General features: G+C 63.0%; 16 protein-coding genes. 5 read left to right on the top strand and 11 right to left on the bottom strand.

From position 1 onward, the window contains the following. Positions 1–48: 48 nt before the first annotated feature. The 5 genes from FJ974_RS06715 to FJ974_RS06695 all read right to left on the bottom strand — a co-directional run bounded on the left by FJ974_RS06715 (position 49) and on the right by FJ974_RS06695 (position 4,502). On the bottom strand, positions 49–963 hold the full coding sequence (locus FJ974_RS06715; RefSeq protein WP_140533959.1) for an anti-sigma factor family protein: 915 nt from the start codon (positions 961–963) through the stop codon (positions 49–51). After that, positions 950–1,489 carry a sigma-70 family RNA polymerase sigma factor gene (locus tag FJ974_RS06710; protein ID WP_226891505.1) on the bottom strand — a complete coding sequence of 180 codons (540 nt, stop codon included), beginning with the start codon at positions 1,487–1,489 and terminating at the stop codon, positions 950–952. The genes FJ974_RS06715 and FJ974_RS06710 overlap by 14 nt, the downstream gene beginning before the upstream one ends. Positions 1,490–1,535: 46 nt before the next feature. After that, on the bottom strand, positions 1,536–1,727 hold the full coding sequence (locus FJ974_RS06705) for a hypothetical protein (RefSeq protein WP_140533957.1): 192 nt from the start codon (positions 1,725–1,727) through the stop codon (positions 1,536–1,538). 359 nt (positions 1,728–2,086) lie between these two features. Then, on the bottom strand, positions 2,087–3,496 hold the full coding sequence (chrA, locus tag FJ974_RS06700; protein ID WP_140533956.1) for a chromate efflux transporter: 1,410 nt from the start codon (positions 3,494–3,496) through the stop codon (positions 2,087–2,089). A 19-nt stretch (positions 3,497–3,515) separates the two neighbouring features. Continuing rightward, on the bottom strand, positions 3,516–4,502 hold the full coding sequence (locus tag FJ974_RS06695) for a chromate resistance protein ChrB domain-containing protein (RefSeq protein ID WP_181177161.1): 987 nt from the start codon (positions 4,500–4,502) through the stop codon (positions 3,516–3,518). 101 nt (positions 4,503–4,603) lie between these two features. Between FJ974_RS06695 and FJ974_RS06690 the strand changes: the two genes are divergently transcribed. From FJ974_RS06690 to FJ974_RS06680, 3 genes are all read left to right on the top strand, one after another. Continuing rightward, positions 4,604–5,566, top strand: coding sequence for a Fe-Mn family superoxide dismutase (locus tag FJ974_RS06690; RefSeq protein WP_140533955.1), 963 nt, complete (start codon positions 4,604–4,606; stop codon positions 5,564–5,566). Positions 5,567–5,570: 4 nt separating this feature from the next. Next, on the top strand, positions 5,571–6,041 hold the full coding sequence (locus FJ974_RS06685) for a chromate resistance protein ChrB domain-containing protein (protein ID WP_140533954.1): 471 nt from the start codon (positions 5,571–5,573) through the stop codon (positions 6,039–6,041). Between the two features lie 108 nt (positions 6,042–6,149). Next, positions 6,150–7,037: a DUF1259 domain-containing protein gene (locus tag FJ974_RS06680; protein WP_140533953.1), complete on the top strand. Its 888-nt coding sequence runs from the start codon at positions 6,150–6,152 to the stop codon at positions 7,035–7,037. Positions 7,038–7,181: 144 nt separating this feature from the next. Here FJ974_RS06680 and FJ974_RS06675 read toward each other — a convergent pair whose 3' ends face one another. The 4 genes from FJ974_RS06675 to FJ974_RS06660 form a co-directional block, all read right to left on the bottom strand. Continuing rightward, the gene (locus tag FJ974_RS06675; RefSeq protein ID WP_140533952.1) at positions 7,182–7,901 is read right to left on the bottom strand and encodes a sulfite exporter TauE/SafE family protein; all 720 of its coding nucleotides are present in this window, start codon (positions 7,899–7,901) and stop codon (positions 7,182–7,184) included. 32 nt (positions 7,902–7,933) lie between these two features. Then, positions 7,934–8,977, bottom strand: coding sequence for a cation diffusion facilitator family transporter (locus FJ974_RS06670; RefSeq protein WP_140533951.1), 1,044 nt, complete (start codon positions 8,975–8,977; stop codon positions 7,934–7,936). Further along, a complete protein-coding gene (locus FJ974_RS06665) occupies positions 8,974–9,240 on the bottom strand; it encodes a metal-sensing transcriptional repressor (protein ID WP_140533950.1) in 267 nt (88 codons plus the stop codon). The genes FJ974_RS06670 and FJ974_RS06665 overlap by 4 nt, the downstream gene beginning before the upstream one ends. A gap of 105 nt (positions 9,241–9,345) precedes the next feature. Continuing rightward, positions 9,346–10,134: a 3-hydroxybutyrate dehydrogenase gene (locus FJ974_RS06660; protein ID WP_140533949.1), complete on the bottom strand. Its 789-nt coding sequence runs from the start codon at positions 10,132–10,134 to the stop codon at positions 9,346–9,348. Between the two features lie 231 nt (positions 10,135–10,365). Between FJ974_RS06660 and FJ974_RS06655 the strand changes: the two genes are divergently transcribed. Both FJ974_RS06655 and FJ974_RS06650 read left to right on the top strand, forming a co-directional pair. Beyond that, complete coding sequence (locus FJ974_RS06655) at positions 10,366–11,154, top strand: acetoacetate decarboxylase (protein ID WP_140533948.1); 789 nt, start codon at positions 10,366–10,368, stop codon at positions 11,152–11,154. Then, positions 11,147–12,307, top strand: a complete 1,161-nt coding sequence (locus tag FJ974_RS06650) for a patatin-like phospholipase family protein (protein ID WP_140533947.1) — start codon at positions 11,147–11,149, stop codon at positions 12,305–12,307. Before FJ974_RS06655 ends, FJ974_RS06650 begins: the two co-directional genes overlap by 8 nt. A gap of 40 nt (positions 12,308–12,347) precedes the next feature. On the opposite strand, the gene FJ974_RS06645 is transcribed toward FJ974_RS06650, so the two are convergent. Together FJ974_RS06645 and FJ974_RS06640 are read right to left on the bottom strand one after the other, a co-directional pair. Next, a complete protein-coding gene (locus FJ974_RS06645) occupies positions 12,348–13,376 on the bottom strand; it encodes a CorA family divalent cation transporter (RefSeq protein WP_140533946.1) in 1,029 nt (342 codons plus the stop codon). 79 nt (positions 13,377–13,455) lie between these two features. Continuing rightward, positions 13,456–15,066 (bottom strand): inorganic phosphate transporter, encoded by a 1,611-nt coding sequence (locus FJ974_RS06640; protein ID WP_140533945.1) that lies wholly within the window; start codon positions 15,064–15,066, stop codon positions 13,456–13,458. Positions 15,067–15,107: the final 41 nt, after the last annotated feature.

The following is a 15,107-nucleotide window of genomic DNA, read 5'->3' as shown; positions in this document are numbered from 1 at the left end:
CCAGGACAGCGGCATCCGCTCCTCTATGATGCGCTAACCGATCTGGCGTCAGCCAGGGCTCCCCGCCGCCGGATTGGCGATGACCGCCGCCCGGAAGCGGGCGACGAAATCGTCCAGCGCCGGCCGCTCGGCATCCGAGATCGCCCAGTAGGAGAAGGCGCCGTCGGTCCAGTGGACAAGCAGGAAGCCGCCCGCCTCAAGATCCGCCGCCACCGGCACGGATTTGGCTCCGCTCTGCTGAGGCGCCGCCACCAGGCTGATCAGATGCTCGTGGTGGCGGTAGACCAGCGCCGGCATCGGCCTGTCGCCGATCACCTCGACCCGCCCGCCGAGCAGTGCGTAGCCGTCCTTGGCCATGTCGGGCGCCGGCGGCGACACGCCGATGCGGCCGTCGAGCCATGGCTTCACCGTATGGCGGTCGGACGAGACGATGTCGACCGGCGTTGCCGCGAGCAGGCTACGGCGATGGCCGTTGGCGATGGCCACGGCGAAGCTGTCGGACCCGTTGTCCGCCGTCGTCAGCCACTGCGTCGCGCCGCTGGCCAGAAAGGCCGTGAGCACGATCGATGCCGCCATCTGGCGCCAGTCGAAGGAGCCGAAGCGGCGCGCCGAGGCGCGTGGCCGCATCTCGATCACTTCGCCCTGTCGTTGTGGCGGCTGCGCGAACGGCTCTACCTTGACGGCTTCGGCCTGCGCGGCCTCCGCCTCATCGGTCTTTCTTGTTTCGGCGATGGCCGCGATGCGCGCCAGAAAATCGTCGCTGACGGCTGGGCGCGGCAGGCTGGCGACGGCCGTCTGCAGCGCGACGAGGCGCGCATGCTCGGCGGCGAGTTCGGGCTCGGCGGCGATGCGCCGTTCGACGGCAAGCGCCGCCGCGGCATCGAGCTCGCCATCGACAAGGGCGTGGATCATCAGCTTCATATCCTGCGGGTCCTCGGGCAATCCGTCGTCACGCGGGCTCATGGCGCCCTCCAATATCTGCCATCAACAGGCCGCGCGCTCGCGCCAGCCGCGACATGACCGTGCCTTGCGGCACGCCGAGCATGGCCGCGATCTCGCGGTAGCTGAGGCCGTTTATGTCACGCAGCACCAGCGTCTCGCGAAACGGCTGCGGCAATTTTGCGATGGCCGCTTCCACCGCCGCCGAGTTCGCCTTGGCGATCAGCGCCGCCTCCGGGCTGTCGGCATCGTTGTCCGGCGGCGGCGACACATCGTCGAGATCGGCGAGGTCGCCGACAGAAACCACGCTGCGCGGACGGTTGCGTGCCATCCAGGTGTAGGAGGCGTTGCGCACGATGGTCAGCAGCCAGGCGCGGGCATTGCCGCCGGCAAAGCCGGCAATGCCGGCATGCGCCTTCAGGCAGGCCTCCTGCACCACGTCCTCGGCATCGGCGGGGTTGCCGGTCAGCCAGCGGGCAAGCGACAGCGCATCGCCGAGATGCGGCAGCACCACTTCGGCAAAACGCGCGGCCAGGATCTTTTCGCTCAACACCGTTCCACCGTCAGGCGCTCCCGCCAGGGGTCTGCCGCCACCCTCAACGGGTGGCGGTGATCTGCTCGTGCGGGTGAAGACCGCAATCATAGGCGGAGCCGCCTGCTTTGAGGGAGGTGAAGGCATTGGTGTCACCGGTGTCAAGCGCCTCGGAAGGAAACGGCGCATCGCTGGCCGCGACGCCATACGGGATATCGCCGTCATGGTTGTAAATCTCGATGGTTGCGGTGTGCACGGGGGTCAGGCTGGACGCAGCGACTGCGCGCGCCCTCCGGCCATGCCTTTTGCAGCACGGCGGCTAGGGCCTGCCGATCCCCTGCAGGCTTCTTCTTTGTCGTGAAGGGTCATGCCGATCTCCTGCAACGCCGCAAATGGCGCATGCCTGGAAGACCAGCCGGCTCATCGGTTTATTCCCGGATGATCCAATTTTTTCCATTGCCCCAAAATGATCGAGTCGCGGCCGAGATTACAATGCCAGCGGGATCAGCCCGGCCAGCGACGATCCCGCTAGCGTCGGCAGCACCTTTCACACTTGCCAGATCAGCGATTTCGGCTTCGTTTCTTGGATGAGGATTCATTCGGAATTGCTATTCGCTATACGGCTCCCGTGGCGAAACCGTAGAGCAGTCCAAGAACTGAGCAGACGGCCAACACTGGCAGCATGCCGATCTTGAAGCGGAATACGGCCAGCAATGCGCCCAGTGTCAGGACCAGCGAGGGGACGTTGATGGAACTCAGTACCGGCACGTCGACGCTCATGCCGAGTCCGTGCCTTTCTTGCAGTTGGCTAAACAGTACGTGGAGCGCAAACCAAACCGCCAGGTTCAGGATCACGCCGACGACGGCCGCGGTGATCGTCGCGAGTGCGGCCGACAACGCCTTGTTGCTTCGCAATTTCTCTATGTAAGGAGCGCCAAGGAATATCCAGAGAAAGCACGGCGTGAAGGTGACCCACGTCGTCAAGAGGCCACCCAAGGTGGCGGCGACGAGGGGATTGAGCGTGCCGGGCGCGCGAAAGGCACCCATAAAACCGACGAACTGTGTAACCATGATCAGCGGGCCTGGCGTGGTCTCGGCCATACCCAGGCCGTCGAGCATCTCGCCGGGTTTAAGCCAGCCATAGGTCGTGACCGCCTGCTGCGCGACATAAGCCAGCACCGCATAGGCACCGCCAAAGGTCACCACCGCCATTTTCGAGAAGAAGACCGCGATGTCGGTAAAGACATTGCCGGTCCCGAAAAATGCCAACAGGCCGAGGACGGGCGCGAACCAAAGCACGAGAAATATGGCGGCGACCTTGAGCGACCAGCCGACCGTCGGCCGCGCGTGATCCGGGATACCCTCACCCAAAGCCGTGTCGGCATCCGTAACCTGTTTGCCTCCGACCTTGCCATGCCCATTACCGGCCATGAACGGCGCCAGTCCCGACCGCCCACCGATATAGCCAATCACCGCCGCTGTAAGGATGATAAGCGGGAACGGTGCGTGGAAGAAGAAGATCGCGATAAAAGCAGCGGCGGCGAGCAACACCATGACGTTGTTCCTGAGCGCACGCTTGCCGACCCGCACCACTGCCTCAAGCACGATGGCAAGCACGGCGGCTTTCAAGCCGAAGAAAAGGGCCTGGACCGCGCCGACATTGCCGAAGATCGCGTAGATCCAGCTCAACGCCATGATGGCGACGACGCCGGGCAGCACGAACAGGACGCCGGCGACGAGCCCGCCCTTGGTCTTGTGCAGCAGCCAACCGATATAGATCGCGAGCTGCTGGGCTTCGGGACCCGGCAGCAGCATGCAATAGTTCAGCGCATGCAGGAACCGCGTCTCCCCGATCCAGCGCTTTTCCTCAACGAGGATGCGGTGCATCACCGCAATCTGTCCGGCCGGACCGCCAAAACTCAGTGCCGCGACTCGCGCCCATACGCGGACGGCTTCGCCGAACGAGATGCCATGCTCGGATGCGCCGGAAGGCCTTGCCGCCTCGATGCTCTGGGCCTTGTTCATCGGCTTGTCCTTAAATTCGTTACCCGCGCTTGTTGCGGAAATATTGATAAAGGTTGTCGAAGACGGGAGTGCCCTGGGCGACGCGTTGTCCGTCGTCCTGATTGGCCATTGCGATGCCGGCGATCAGACTGGCAATGCCTGCTGCCTCTTCGTGTGCGAACTTGGCGTCCTTCAGGTCGATGTCATGGACGATCTCCCCGATCGCCTGCAGGGCAGGATCGGTGAGGCCGGCACGAGCCAGCAACACTTCGAAGCTGCACCGGTCGCCCTCATGGGTGAACTCACCTTCGAACATGTCGAAACGCAATTCACCCGGATTCGGGACGTAGCCCTTGCCCGGCACGAAGCGGATGACAGCCTCGGGATCAATAAACCGGCGGATCAGCCAACTGCAGGCGATGCGATCGACATAAACACCTTTGCGTGTGACCCATGTCCGCCCCTTGAGTGCGGCAAGCGTTTCGACAGCGGTCTTGGCCGGCTCTTCGGTCATTTTCTTATCCTCCGCCAATCGAGCCTCAAGTCCTGTAATCAGACCCTCCACCAGCAGGCGGCTGTTGGCGCCGAAAAAATCGATGGCAACGACATCGGCGAGCCTTTTGCGCAGCCGGCCGATCTGCGTACGTGCCTCGGCCCGTTGCTCAGGTGACGTCACCGCTTCGAGCTTGGCGCCAAGGGTCCGCAAATCCTTGGCAATCTCCTCGTAATCTTCGTCGCGCGCGGCATCGAACAGCGCCCGGGCCTGAGTATCGGACAGACCGTCGATCAGGCGCGCTTCGCACAACATGGCCTCACCACCGCCTTCGGCGATCTCTTTGAGGAGCCATTCGAAATCCTCCTGGGTCTCGGCATTCGAAGGCAGCGCATAGACGGTGCTCTTCACGGCCACCGCACCGATGCCTTGCAGTCGCCGCCATATCTTGACCCGGAAGTAAGCCGGCTTGCTTGGCAGCTGGTGGATCAGGAGCAGCCAGCGGTGCTCCGTTGATGTTCCGCCATCGTTCATGGAGAGACCGTATCACCAAAGATTGAAAAAGCAACACTTGTATCAAATCTGCTTTGGACGTAGCGTTCGCCTCGGGTCGTATATCGCTTAACGAGGGTCCCATGCCGCACCAAATCATGCCGCTGCCCTTCAAGCCACCTCGCCTCGAAGGACTCTCCGAGCGGCTGTTGGCAAGTCATTACGAAAATAACTACGGAGGCGCGGTGCGGCGGCTGAATGCGATCGAGCACCGTCTCGACGGGCTCGATTGGAGTGCGGCTCCCGTCTTCGACATTAATGGATTGAAACGGGAGGAGTTGGTAGCAGCCAACTCGGCGATCCTGCATGAGATCTATTTCGACGGCCTGGGCGGCTCGGGTGACGCGACCGGCGATCTGGCCGCCATGTTGGAGCGCGACTTTGGCAGCGTCGCCGGCTGGCGCACCCAGTTCACGGCCTGCGCCAAGGCCCAGGCAGGCGGCTCTGGCTGGACGCTGCTCACCTGGTCCGAGCGTCACGATCGATTGACGATCCAATGGGCCGCGGATCACACGAATTGTCTGGTTGGGGGTGTGCCAATCCTGGCGCTCGACATGTATGAGCATGCCTATCACCTCGATTTCGGCGCCAAGGCGGGCGCCTATGTCGACGCCTTCATGAAGAATATCCATTGGGAGCGCGTCGGCGCACGCTGCCGACGCGCGCTCGGGCAGCAAGGTGACGGGACAAATCCTGCCCACACCGCAAACGGCTATGCCGTCGCCCCCGAAGACCTTCGCAGCCGCATCGAGCGCCATGAGGATATTGTTCTACTCGATGTCTGCCTCGCCGAGGATTTGGCGAAGCGCACCGATATGCTTCCTGGCGCGCTGATCCGCACTCCGGATACGATTGCTGATTGGGCCGGCGAGTTGCCGAAGGGCAAACCGATCGTCGTCTATTGCGTTTATGGCTTCCAGGTCAGCGGCGATGCCGTCGCCGACCTTCGCCGTCGTGGCTTCGATGCGCTCATGCTTTCCGGGGGCATCGCCGCGTGGCACGCCATAGGCGCGCCAACCGTCCCGCTCACTCATCAAGGGAGATAAGATCATGAAATGGGTCACGCGCGAACGTCCGGTCATCGACCGTATTGCCTGTCCCTGGTTGATCGCCCGGTTCATCGACAAGGAACCAGAATTCCTGTTCGTACCGCCCACCGAGGTTATGCGGATTGCAAAAGAGACCGGGGCAACGCCGTACGACGTGCCAGGGGTCGAATTTACGCATATTGGCGAAGGTTGCAGCTTTGACACCTTCGTCTCGAAATACGGTCTCGATAGTGATCCGGCGATCGTAACGATTGCCGAGATCGTTCGCGGTGCCGATACCGATCGACATGATCTCACCCCACAATCGGCCGGGTTGCTGGCGATCTCCATGGGTCTGCGAGACGTGACGCCCGACGACCACGAGGTCCTTAAGCACGGCTTCGTCATCTATGACGCCCTCTACGCCTGGGCTTCACGGCGCAAGTCAGAGACGCATAGCTGGCCGCCGGCAATGAAGCCGACTGCCGCATAAAGAAGACGACACCTGGAGGCCTGCAGGCTGAAACTGTTCCTATGGGTCGGAATGAGGCGGAGTTCGCGACCTGACGCTATCTGGGGGGCAACAACCCGGAGAAATGTCATGTATGCAAAAATTCTGACCAGTATCGTGTTGATGCTGACCTTTACGCCCCCAGCGCATGCCGCCGACTGGAAGGCGGTTGCCGAGGCGCTGGGCAAATCTGGCACGGAAATGCCCGGCGGGGTCTATCGCGTTGGACTTCCTCGAACGGACCTCAAAGTCACCCTCGACGGCGTTGGGTTAAAGCCCGGGTTCGCTCTTGGCGGCTGGGTAGCGTTTGAGCCGATGGGCGGCCAAGCCATGGTCATGGGCGACCTTGTGTTGACGCAGGACGAAGTCAGTCCGGTGATGAAGGAGTTCGTGCAACAGGGGTTGGAAATCACCGCGCTTCACAACCATCTGCTCCGCACCGAACCCGGCACGCTCTATATGCACGTGTGGGGACAAGGTGATCCACTGGCGCTCGCCAAGGCGCTGCATGCAGGCTTGGCACTCAGCAAGACGCCTCTCGGGGACGCTACGGCGTCCACGCCGCAACCCGCATCGCCGGCGGCTGGCCTAGACACAGCCGCCATTGATAAGATCATGGGATTCAAGGGCAAGGACAGCAACGGCGTTTATCAATTCGGCATTCCGCGTGCTGAACCGATCAAAGAGGACGGCATGGAGATTCCGGCCGCCATGGGCTCCGCGATCGCCATCAACTTCCAGCCGACCGGCGATGGCAAGGCCGCGATAACCGGCGACTTCGTTCTGACGGCAAAGGAAGTCAATCCCGTGATCAAGGCCATGCGGGACAACGGCATCGAGGTCACGGCCTTGCATAGCCACATGCTGAACGAGGAGCCTCGAGTGTTCTTCATGCATTTCTGGGCCAATGATGACGTGCAGAAACTTGCTCGGGGTCTTAGGGCCGCGTTGGATCAGGTCGACGTCCGAAAAAGTTGATGGTCGTTTGTGATGGCAGTCGTCACACCGCCGGAACGACCCGCGGCAGCAAGCGTGACTTCAGTCCCGAGAAGTCTCGCCGCGGCCGCGAGTCCGGCCATCGCTGGCGAGCTGTTCGAAACCGGCTGTGCGCCGTGAAGCCGATCAGCGCATGAATATTTCGTGGACGGCAACTGCGGCGAGGACGGCACCGGCAATCCCTTCGACCGACCAGGTAACGGACGCCAGAGCCCTTGGGTATGACTGGAGCAAATGCAGAAGCTGTCGACGGAAAAAGACCGCAAGCAGCGCAACCGCCGACAAGGTAAATGCGACGCCTAGCATCATTGTCGCCGCAAAGGCCAGCCCAGCCTCCGGCACGCCCCGCGAGATTGCGAACGTCATCGCGAACAGGGTCAACGGGCAGGGAATAAGACCGGCCATGATGCCCACGGCTTCTCCCTCATGGCCGTAATGGCTATGCCCCCGATGGTTGACGGCGCGCCAAAGCATCCACAGACCGATGAGCCCCAAGAGCCCCCGGCTGACGTCCTCCAGCATCGGCGCCCGGCCGACGCTCCCAAGAGCAATTGAGACGAGTGGCAGCGAAAGCAGCGCAATCAGTACCGCCATCGTGACATGGGTGAACGAAAGGACCAGAGAGACCCCAAGCCCTCGTGACAATCCGGATTCCGATCCTATCAGGTAGGTTGCCAATATCGACTTGCTATGCCCCGGAGTAAGGGCATGTGCGGCGCCGAAGATGATGCCCATCGGCAGAAAGGTCAGAAACGCCAGCCAACCGCCGCCAGCGGAGACAAGTTTGATCTGCTCGGCCAGTGCCAGGTAGATCGTGCGTTGAAATTCGACGAGCATCTGAAGCATCGGCAAAACTATAGCCGTCGATCGCGGCCGCGTCAGTGGCCGTGATCAGTGTGCGCGCCGTGGTCGTGGCTGTGGTCATGGGAATGCGGTTGACCCTGGTCGATGTTGTCGCGCGAGAACCGCACGTTGGCCGCCGCCAGCGCCGGCAGGTGTTCGAAAAGCTCATCTTCCAGCGCCGCCGCAATCTTGCTCGCCTCGCCAAGCGGCAGAGTTTCGTCAGCGGCAATGGCAATGTCGACATGAAGCTTGTGGCCGATCCAGCGCGCCTTGGCGTCGACGATCCGCGCACCGGGCACATGCTCCGCCGCATGGTGGATTTCAGCCATCATGCCCGGCTCGATACCGTCGAGCATTCGGGTAAGCACCGCGCGGGCCGACTGCCAGACGATGCCGAAAATAGCGATGGTGATAAGCAGCCCGACGATCGGGTCCGCAAGCGGAAAACCTAACCAGACGCCGAAGGCGCCGACGACCACGGCAAGACTGGTAAGCCCGTCGGTGCGGGCGTGATAGCCGTCTGCGATCAGCGCCGCGCTGTTGATCTCGCGGCCGATGCGGATGCGGAACACCGCGACTGCCTCATTGCCGAGAAAGCCGATCAGGCCGGCCGCTGACAGCCAACCGAGATGCGTGACCGACTGTGGATAAATCAGGCGCTCGATAGCCTGGTAGCCCGCGACGATGGCGCTGAACAGGATGATCAGCACGATGATGATGCCGGCCAGATCCTCGACCCGGCCAAGGCCATAGGTGAAGGTTGTCGACGGCTTGCGCCGTGCCAGCATGAAGGCGATCCACAGCGGTATCGCGGTGGTGGCATCGCCGATGTTGTGGATGGTGTCGGCAAGCAGCGCCACGCTGCCCGACACCAACACCACGGCCATCTGCAACGCCGCTGTGACCGCCAGAATGACGAACGACCATTTTATCGCCCAGATGCCCCGGTCGGTCGTGGCTATCGTCGCGTCGATGACGCCATGGGTGTGGCCACCGTGGTCATGATCGTGGCCATGGCCCGCATGATCGTGCGAGCCGAGGCCGAACCAGTCGAGGATGTGCGCGCCGAAAGTGCTCATAGGTACTTCGCCAGTTGCTTGAGTTCCGCGAGCGAGCCGTGCGAGCCGCCATCGGCGGTGTCTTTCAGGCAATGTTCGATATGGTCGTGGATCAGTTCGCGTTTGGCGCTGCTGATGGCGCTTTCGACGGCGTGGAGCTGCTGCGCGAGATCGACGCAGGGACGTTGCGTCTCGAACATTGAAAGCACCGCCGCAAGATGGCCTTGCGCACGTTTCAGGCGTTTCACGATGGCGGGATGAGAGGCATGGATAAGTTCGGACATGCCCGACCGATATCCTCCCCGGGGGGATATCGTCAAGGCGCGAAACTGTTCCGCCGGGTCAGGACCGGATCGGTCCCGTCCCGACTCCCGCAGGCAGACCGGCGATTACTGCGCCGTCCAGCCGCCATCCATCGGCAGGGTCGTGCCTGTAATCTGCTTGGCCGCGTCCGAGCACAGGAACAGCGTCAGCGCGGCGAGCTCCTCGACAGTGACGAATTCCTTGGTCGGCTGCGCCGCCAGCAGCACATCGTGCTTGACCTGCTCCTCGGTCATGCCGCGCGCCTTCATCGTGTCGGGGATCTGCTTTTCGACCAGCGGCGTCCAGACATAGCCGGGCGCGATCGCGTTGACGGTGATGCCGTCCTGCGCGACTTCCAGCGCCACCGTCTTGGTCAGGCCGGCAATGCCGTGCTTGGCCGAGACATAGGCCGACTTGAACGGCGAGGCGACCAGCGCGTGCGCCGAAGCCGTGTTGATGATGCGGCCCCATTTGCGCTGCTTCATGCCCGGAACCGCCGCTTTGATGGCGTAGAAGGCCGCCAAAAGGTTGATGCGTATGATCGCTTCCCACTTGTCGTCGGGGAATTCCTCGATCGGCGCGACATGCTGGATGCCGGCATTGTTTACAAGGATATCGAGGCTGCCGAACGCGGCTTCAGCGTCGCGGATCATGGCGCTCACCGCCGCGCCATCCATCATGTTGGCGTCGGAGTAGCGGCACTTGACGCCGAAATCCTTCTCGATGCCGGAACGCTCCTGCTCGATCGCCACGGCATCGCCCAGGCCATTGATGGTGACGTTGGCGCCCTCGGCGGCAAAGGCGCGCGCAATTGCAAGGCCGATGCCACTGGTCGAGCCGGTGACGAGCGCATTCTTCGAAGACAGGGAACCCATGGGTGATCTCGCGAGAGGTGAGAGGGAGGGAACTTTTTGGGCAGATAGTTTGTGCGACGCAACACGACAATGCCACTGCCATGTGTCGGCTCGATTACAGCACTGCGACGCTCTTTGCCGGCTCGCCGAAGCACCGTCGTCTGACTGACACGGCATTGTCACGCTGCCATGCGACATAGTCGGCGGCGCGTTCGCGCGGGGTTATTTTCCGAACCAAATGGGGGCACCAGCATGGAAATTGCCGATGTCGTGAAGCGCGCTTATGCGATGCCGCTCACCAACCCTTCCTTCCCGCCCGGTCCCTACCATTTCTTCGACCGCGAATACATCATCATCACCTACCGCACGACGCGCGAGGCGCTGGAAGCGGTGGTTCCGGCGCCGCTGGAGATTGAGGAGCCGCTGGTCAAGTACGAGTTCATCCGCATGCCGGATTCGACCGGCTTCGGCGACTACACCGAGACCGGCCAGGTCATCCCGGTGCGCTACAAGGGCCAGCATGGCGGCTACGTCCATTCCATGTATCTCGACGACGATGCGCCGATCGCCGGCGGGCGCGAGCTCTGGGGCTTTCCCAAGAAGCTCGCCAACCGCAAGATCGTGCATGAAGGCGAAGTGGTGGTCGGCACGCTTCATTATGGAAGCGTTCTGTGCGCCACCGGCACGATGGGTTACAAGCACCGCGAGGCCGACCATGATTCCGTGCTCGCCTCGCTCGCCGCGCCCAATTTCCTCATCAAGATCATCCCGCATGTCGACGGCTCGCCGCGCATCTGCGAGCTGGTTCGCTATTACCTCACAGATATAACGCTGAAAGAAGCCTGGACCGCGCCGGCCGCGCTCGACCTTCGGCCGCACGTAATGGCCGACGTTGCCAGGCTGCCGGTGCTGGACATCGTGTCGGCCGTTCACTTCACCGCCGATCTGACGCTTGGGCTGGGCGAGGTCGTCCACGACTATCTCGCCGAGCATGGCGAGTCCGCGGCTGCCGCAACCCAGTTGGAGAAAATTCGTGCTTGATCGCAACCGCAACAAGGCGGTCGCCGCCACCATCGCTGAAATCACCGCGCAGTACGACCGCATCGCGCTTGTGTTCCAGGGCGGCGGCGCGCTCGGCGCCTATCAGGCCGGTGTCTATCAGGCGCTTGCCGATGCCGGCTGCGAGCCGACCTGGCTCTCCGGCGTTTCGATCGGCGCCATCAATGCCGCGATCATCGCCGGCAACGAGCCGAGCCGCCGCATGCAGCGGCTGGAGCAGTTCTGGCAGACGGTCTCGGGCCGCAAGATCTGGGCCTATACGCCCGAAGGCGACATCTATCGTGACATCCGCAACCGCACTTCGTCGTGGATGACGATGACCATGGGCCAGCCCGGCTTCTTCAAGCCGCGCAATCCCAATCCGTGGTTCCAGCCGCCGGGCGCGGACGGCGCCACCAGCTTCTATGACACGGCCGAGCTGAAGGACACGCTGCAGAGCCTGATCGACTTCGACGTGCTGAACGACGGCAAGAAGCGCCTCAGCGTCGGCGCCGTCAACGTCAGGACCGGCAACTTCGTCTATTTCGACACCGAGAAGGTGCGCATCGAGCCGGAGCACATCATGGCCAGCGGCGCGCTGCCGCCGGCCTTCCCCTCGGTCCGCATTGAGGGCGAGTATTACTGGGACGGCGGCATCGTCTCCAACACGCCGCTGCAATATCTGCTCGACCAGGAAGAGGACCGTTCCTCGCTGGTGTTCCAGGTCGACCTGTTCAGCGCCCGCGGCGCGCTGCCGCGCGGCATGGCCGACGTGCTGTCGCGCCACAAGGACATCATGTATTCGAGCCGCACGCGCCAGAACACCGACAATTTCCAGCGCATCCATGCGCTGAAGATGAAGCTGCTCGATGCGCTGAAGCGCGTGCCGCCGGAGCAGCTGAAGGACGGCGAGAAGGAACTGATCGCCGACTATTCCGATGCCGGCGTCGTCAACATCGTCCACCTCATCTACCAGCACAAGGGCTACGAGGGTCACGCCAAGGATTATGAATTCTCCGGCACCTCGATGCGCGAGCACTGGGAGATGGGCCAGGAGGACACCGAGCGCACGCTGCGCCACAAGAAATGGCTGATGCTGCCGACCAGCGTCGACGGCGTGACCATCCACGATCTGCATCGCGAAGACCCGACCTGACCGCCCTGAGCTGACGGCAAGCGCTGCCTGGGCCGCGGTCTTAGAACCGCAAATTGGCGCCGGCGCGCAACAGCAGCCAATAGAACAGGCCGGTCGCCCCTGCCGCGAGCAGCAGCGCCAGGATGAAGCCGCCATGCGTATGGGTCAGCGGCAGCTCGGCGGTGTTCATGCCGAAGATGCCGACGATCAGCGTCCCCGGCAAAAGCAGCGCGCTCATCACCGCCAGCGCCTTGAGGCTGCGGTTCGATTCATCCGCCAGCTCGGCGGCCACCTCTTCCTGCAGCAGCCTTGCCCGGTCGTTGACCATCACGACTTCACGGTCGAGCCTTTCGAGGCGGGCGGCGAGCCGGCCGAGCATCTCATGCGCCCCTGCCGACAATTCCCAGCCGGATCGGTCCTCGCCCTGAAAGAGCGCCGCCTGCGCCGAGATCGGCCGGTGCAGGGACACCGCAAGCCGGCGCACATCCTTGATCCGCCGCCGCTCGTCGGCCGGGCGTTCGGCAACCAGATGATCCTCGACTTCGTCCAGTTGCTTGGTCGCGGCATTGAGCCGCTCGCTTGCATTCTTGCAAAAGCCGAGCACGATGGCGCCGAACAGTTCGAACGCCGTGGCCGGCTGAAATCCCTCCGACAGCGCCTTGTGCACCTCTTCGACGGCGGCCAGCGAATGGCGCCGGCCGGTCACCAGCAGCCTGTCCGTCACAGCGAAATGCAGCCTGCCGATCGTCGTCGACCGGCGCGCCATCTCGCTGTGCAGATCGGCGGCGATGCCGTGCACGACGCCGCTCTCATGCGCCAGCGCCATGCTGTCCTCGTGGCCTTCGAGGATTGCATGCGCCGAATGCGGCAGCGCGCAGGCATGATTGATCCAGGCATGCGCGCGCTGGTCGATGAGATCGACATGCAGCCACACCCAGCCATCCGGCGCGGCGAGCGCCGCCTTGATATCTTTTGGGAGCAGCGGCTCCGGCGGCCCGCCGGCGGTGCCGCGATAAGCCCAAACCAGTCCAGGCGCGTGGTGCCGGCTGTCGTCCCAGGCAAGCAGTGTCATATGCGATGCGTCATTCATGGCTTGTCGACATGCCCAAAAACGAAACGGCGCCGGAAACCGGCGCCGTCGATATTATTGCCGGTGCATGATCGGCCGCTCAGAACACGTGGCGCAGGATCACGAACAGGACGAAGGCCAGCGCGATCGAACACGGCAGCGTCAGCACCCAGGCCAGCAGCAGGTTGCGCACGGTCGACCACTGCAGGCCGGAGCCGTTGGCAGCCATCGTGCCGGCGACGCCCGACGACAGGACGTGGGTGGTCGACACCGGCAGGCCGAGACGATCGGCCATGCCGATCGTGACCATCGCCACCAGCTCGGCGGCGGCGCCCTGGCCATAGGTCAGGTGGCTCTTGCCGATCTTTTCGCCGACGGTGACGACGATGCGCTTCCAGCCGACCATGGTGCCGAGCCCGAGTGCCAGCGCCACGGCGATCTTCACCCAGAGCGGGATGAACTTCGTCGCGTTGTCGACGGCCTTGTGGTAGTCGGTCACCGCCTTCAAGTCGGCGTCCTGCATCGGCAGCAGCTTCTTCTTATCGATCAGCTTCAGCGCTTCGCCGATCAGATAGATGTCGTTGCGGGCGTTGCTGACCAGGTCCGTCGGCACTTTCTCGACCGAAGGGTAGGGCTGCAGCGACGCGGTCGTGTTGTGGATGTAGGTCTGCAGCGCCACGGTCGTCTGGTCGTTCCAGGTCTTGGTCCGCACCGCTTCCTGCACGGCTGCCTTTGCGGCATTGGCATCGGCAACCGTGACGCCGGGCTTGACATATTTGCCAAGCGCCGTCTCGACGCCGACCGAAGCCGACTTATAGGCCTCGAGATAGTTGGCGTCGGGCGTGCGGTTGAGCGCGTAGGCGGTAGGCACCACGCCGATCAGGATCAGCATGATCAGGCCCATGCCTTTCTGCCCGTCATTGGAGCCGTGCGCGAAGCTGACGCCGGTGCAGGTGAAGATCAGCAGCGCGCGAATCCACCACGGCGGCGGCGTGTTGCCCTTCGGCGCCTCGTAGAGCGCCGGATTGCGAACCAGCAGCTTCATGACATAGAGCAGGATAGCGGCGGCGAAAAAGCCGATGATCGGCGACACCAGCAAGGTGGTGCCGACATTGGTCGCCTGCCCCCAGTCGACGCCGCTGGTGGCGCTGCCGGCCGGCGCCATGAACTGGTTGGCGAGGCCGACGCCGATGATCGAGCCGACCATCGTGTGCGAGCTCGAGGCAGGCAGGCCGAGGAACCAGGTGCCGAGATTCCACAGGATCGCCGCGGTGAGCAGGGCGAACACCATGGCAAAGCCCGAGGACGAGCCGACCTGCAGGATGAGCTCGACAGGCAGCAGCGACAGGATGCCGAACGCCACCGCGCCGCTCGAGGTCAGCACGCCGAGAAAGTTGAAGACGCCCGACCACATGACGGCGAATTCCGCCGGCAGCGAGCGCGTGTAGATGACGGTCGCCACCGCATTGGCAGTATCGTGGAAGCCGTTGACAAACTCGAAGCCGAGCGCGATCAGCAAGGCGATGCCGAGCAGGATCCACGGCACCGTCTTGGCCACCGCCAGATCCTGGCTAAGCGCATAGCCGACATAGATAATGCCGACCAGAACCAGCACACCGAAGGCCGGCAAGAACCATTTGGCGCCACCCGATTGATGTAAGGGATGATCCGGTCTCGGGATCCCAGCCTCGTTAGAAACAACGTCCACCATGTCCCACTCCTTTTGCATTGCAGCAAAGAACCAGGGAAAAC

It is taken from the genome of Mesorhizobium sp. B1-1-8 (genome assembly GCF_006442795.2).
Classification (GTDB): domain Bacteria; phylum Pseudomonadota; class Alphaproteobacteria; order Rhizobiales; family Rhizobiaceae; genus Mesorhizobium.
This window is presented reverse-complemented; position numbering and strand designations above follow the sequence as displayed.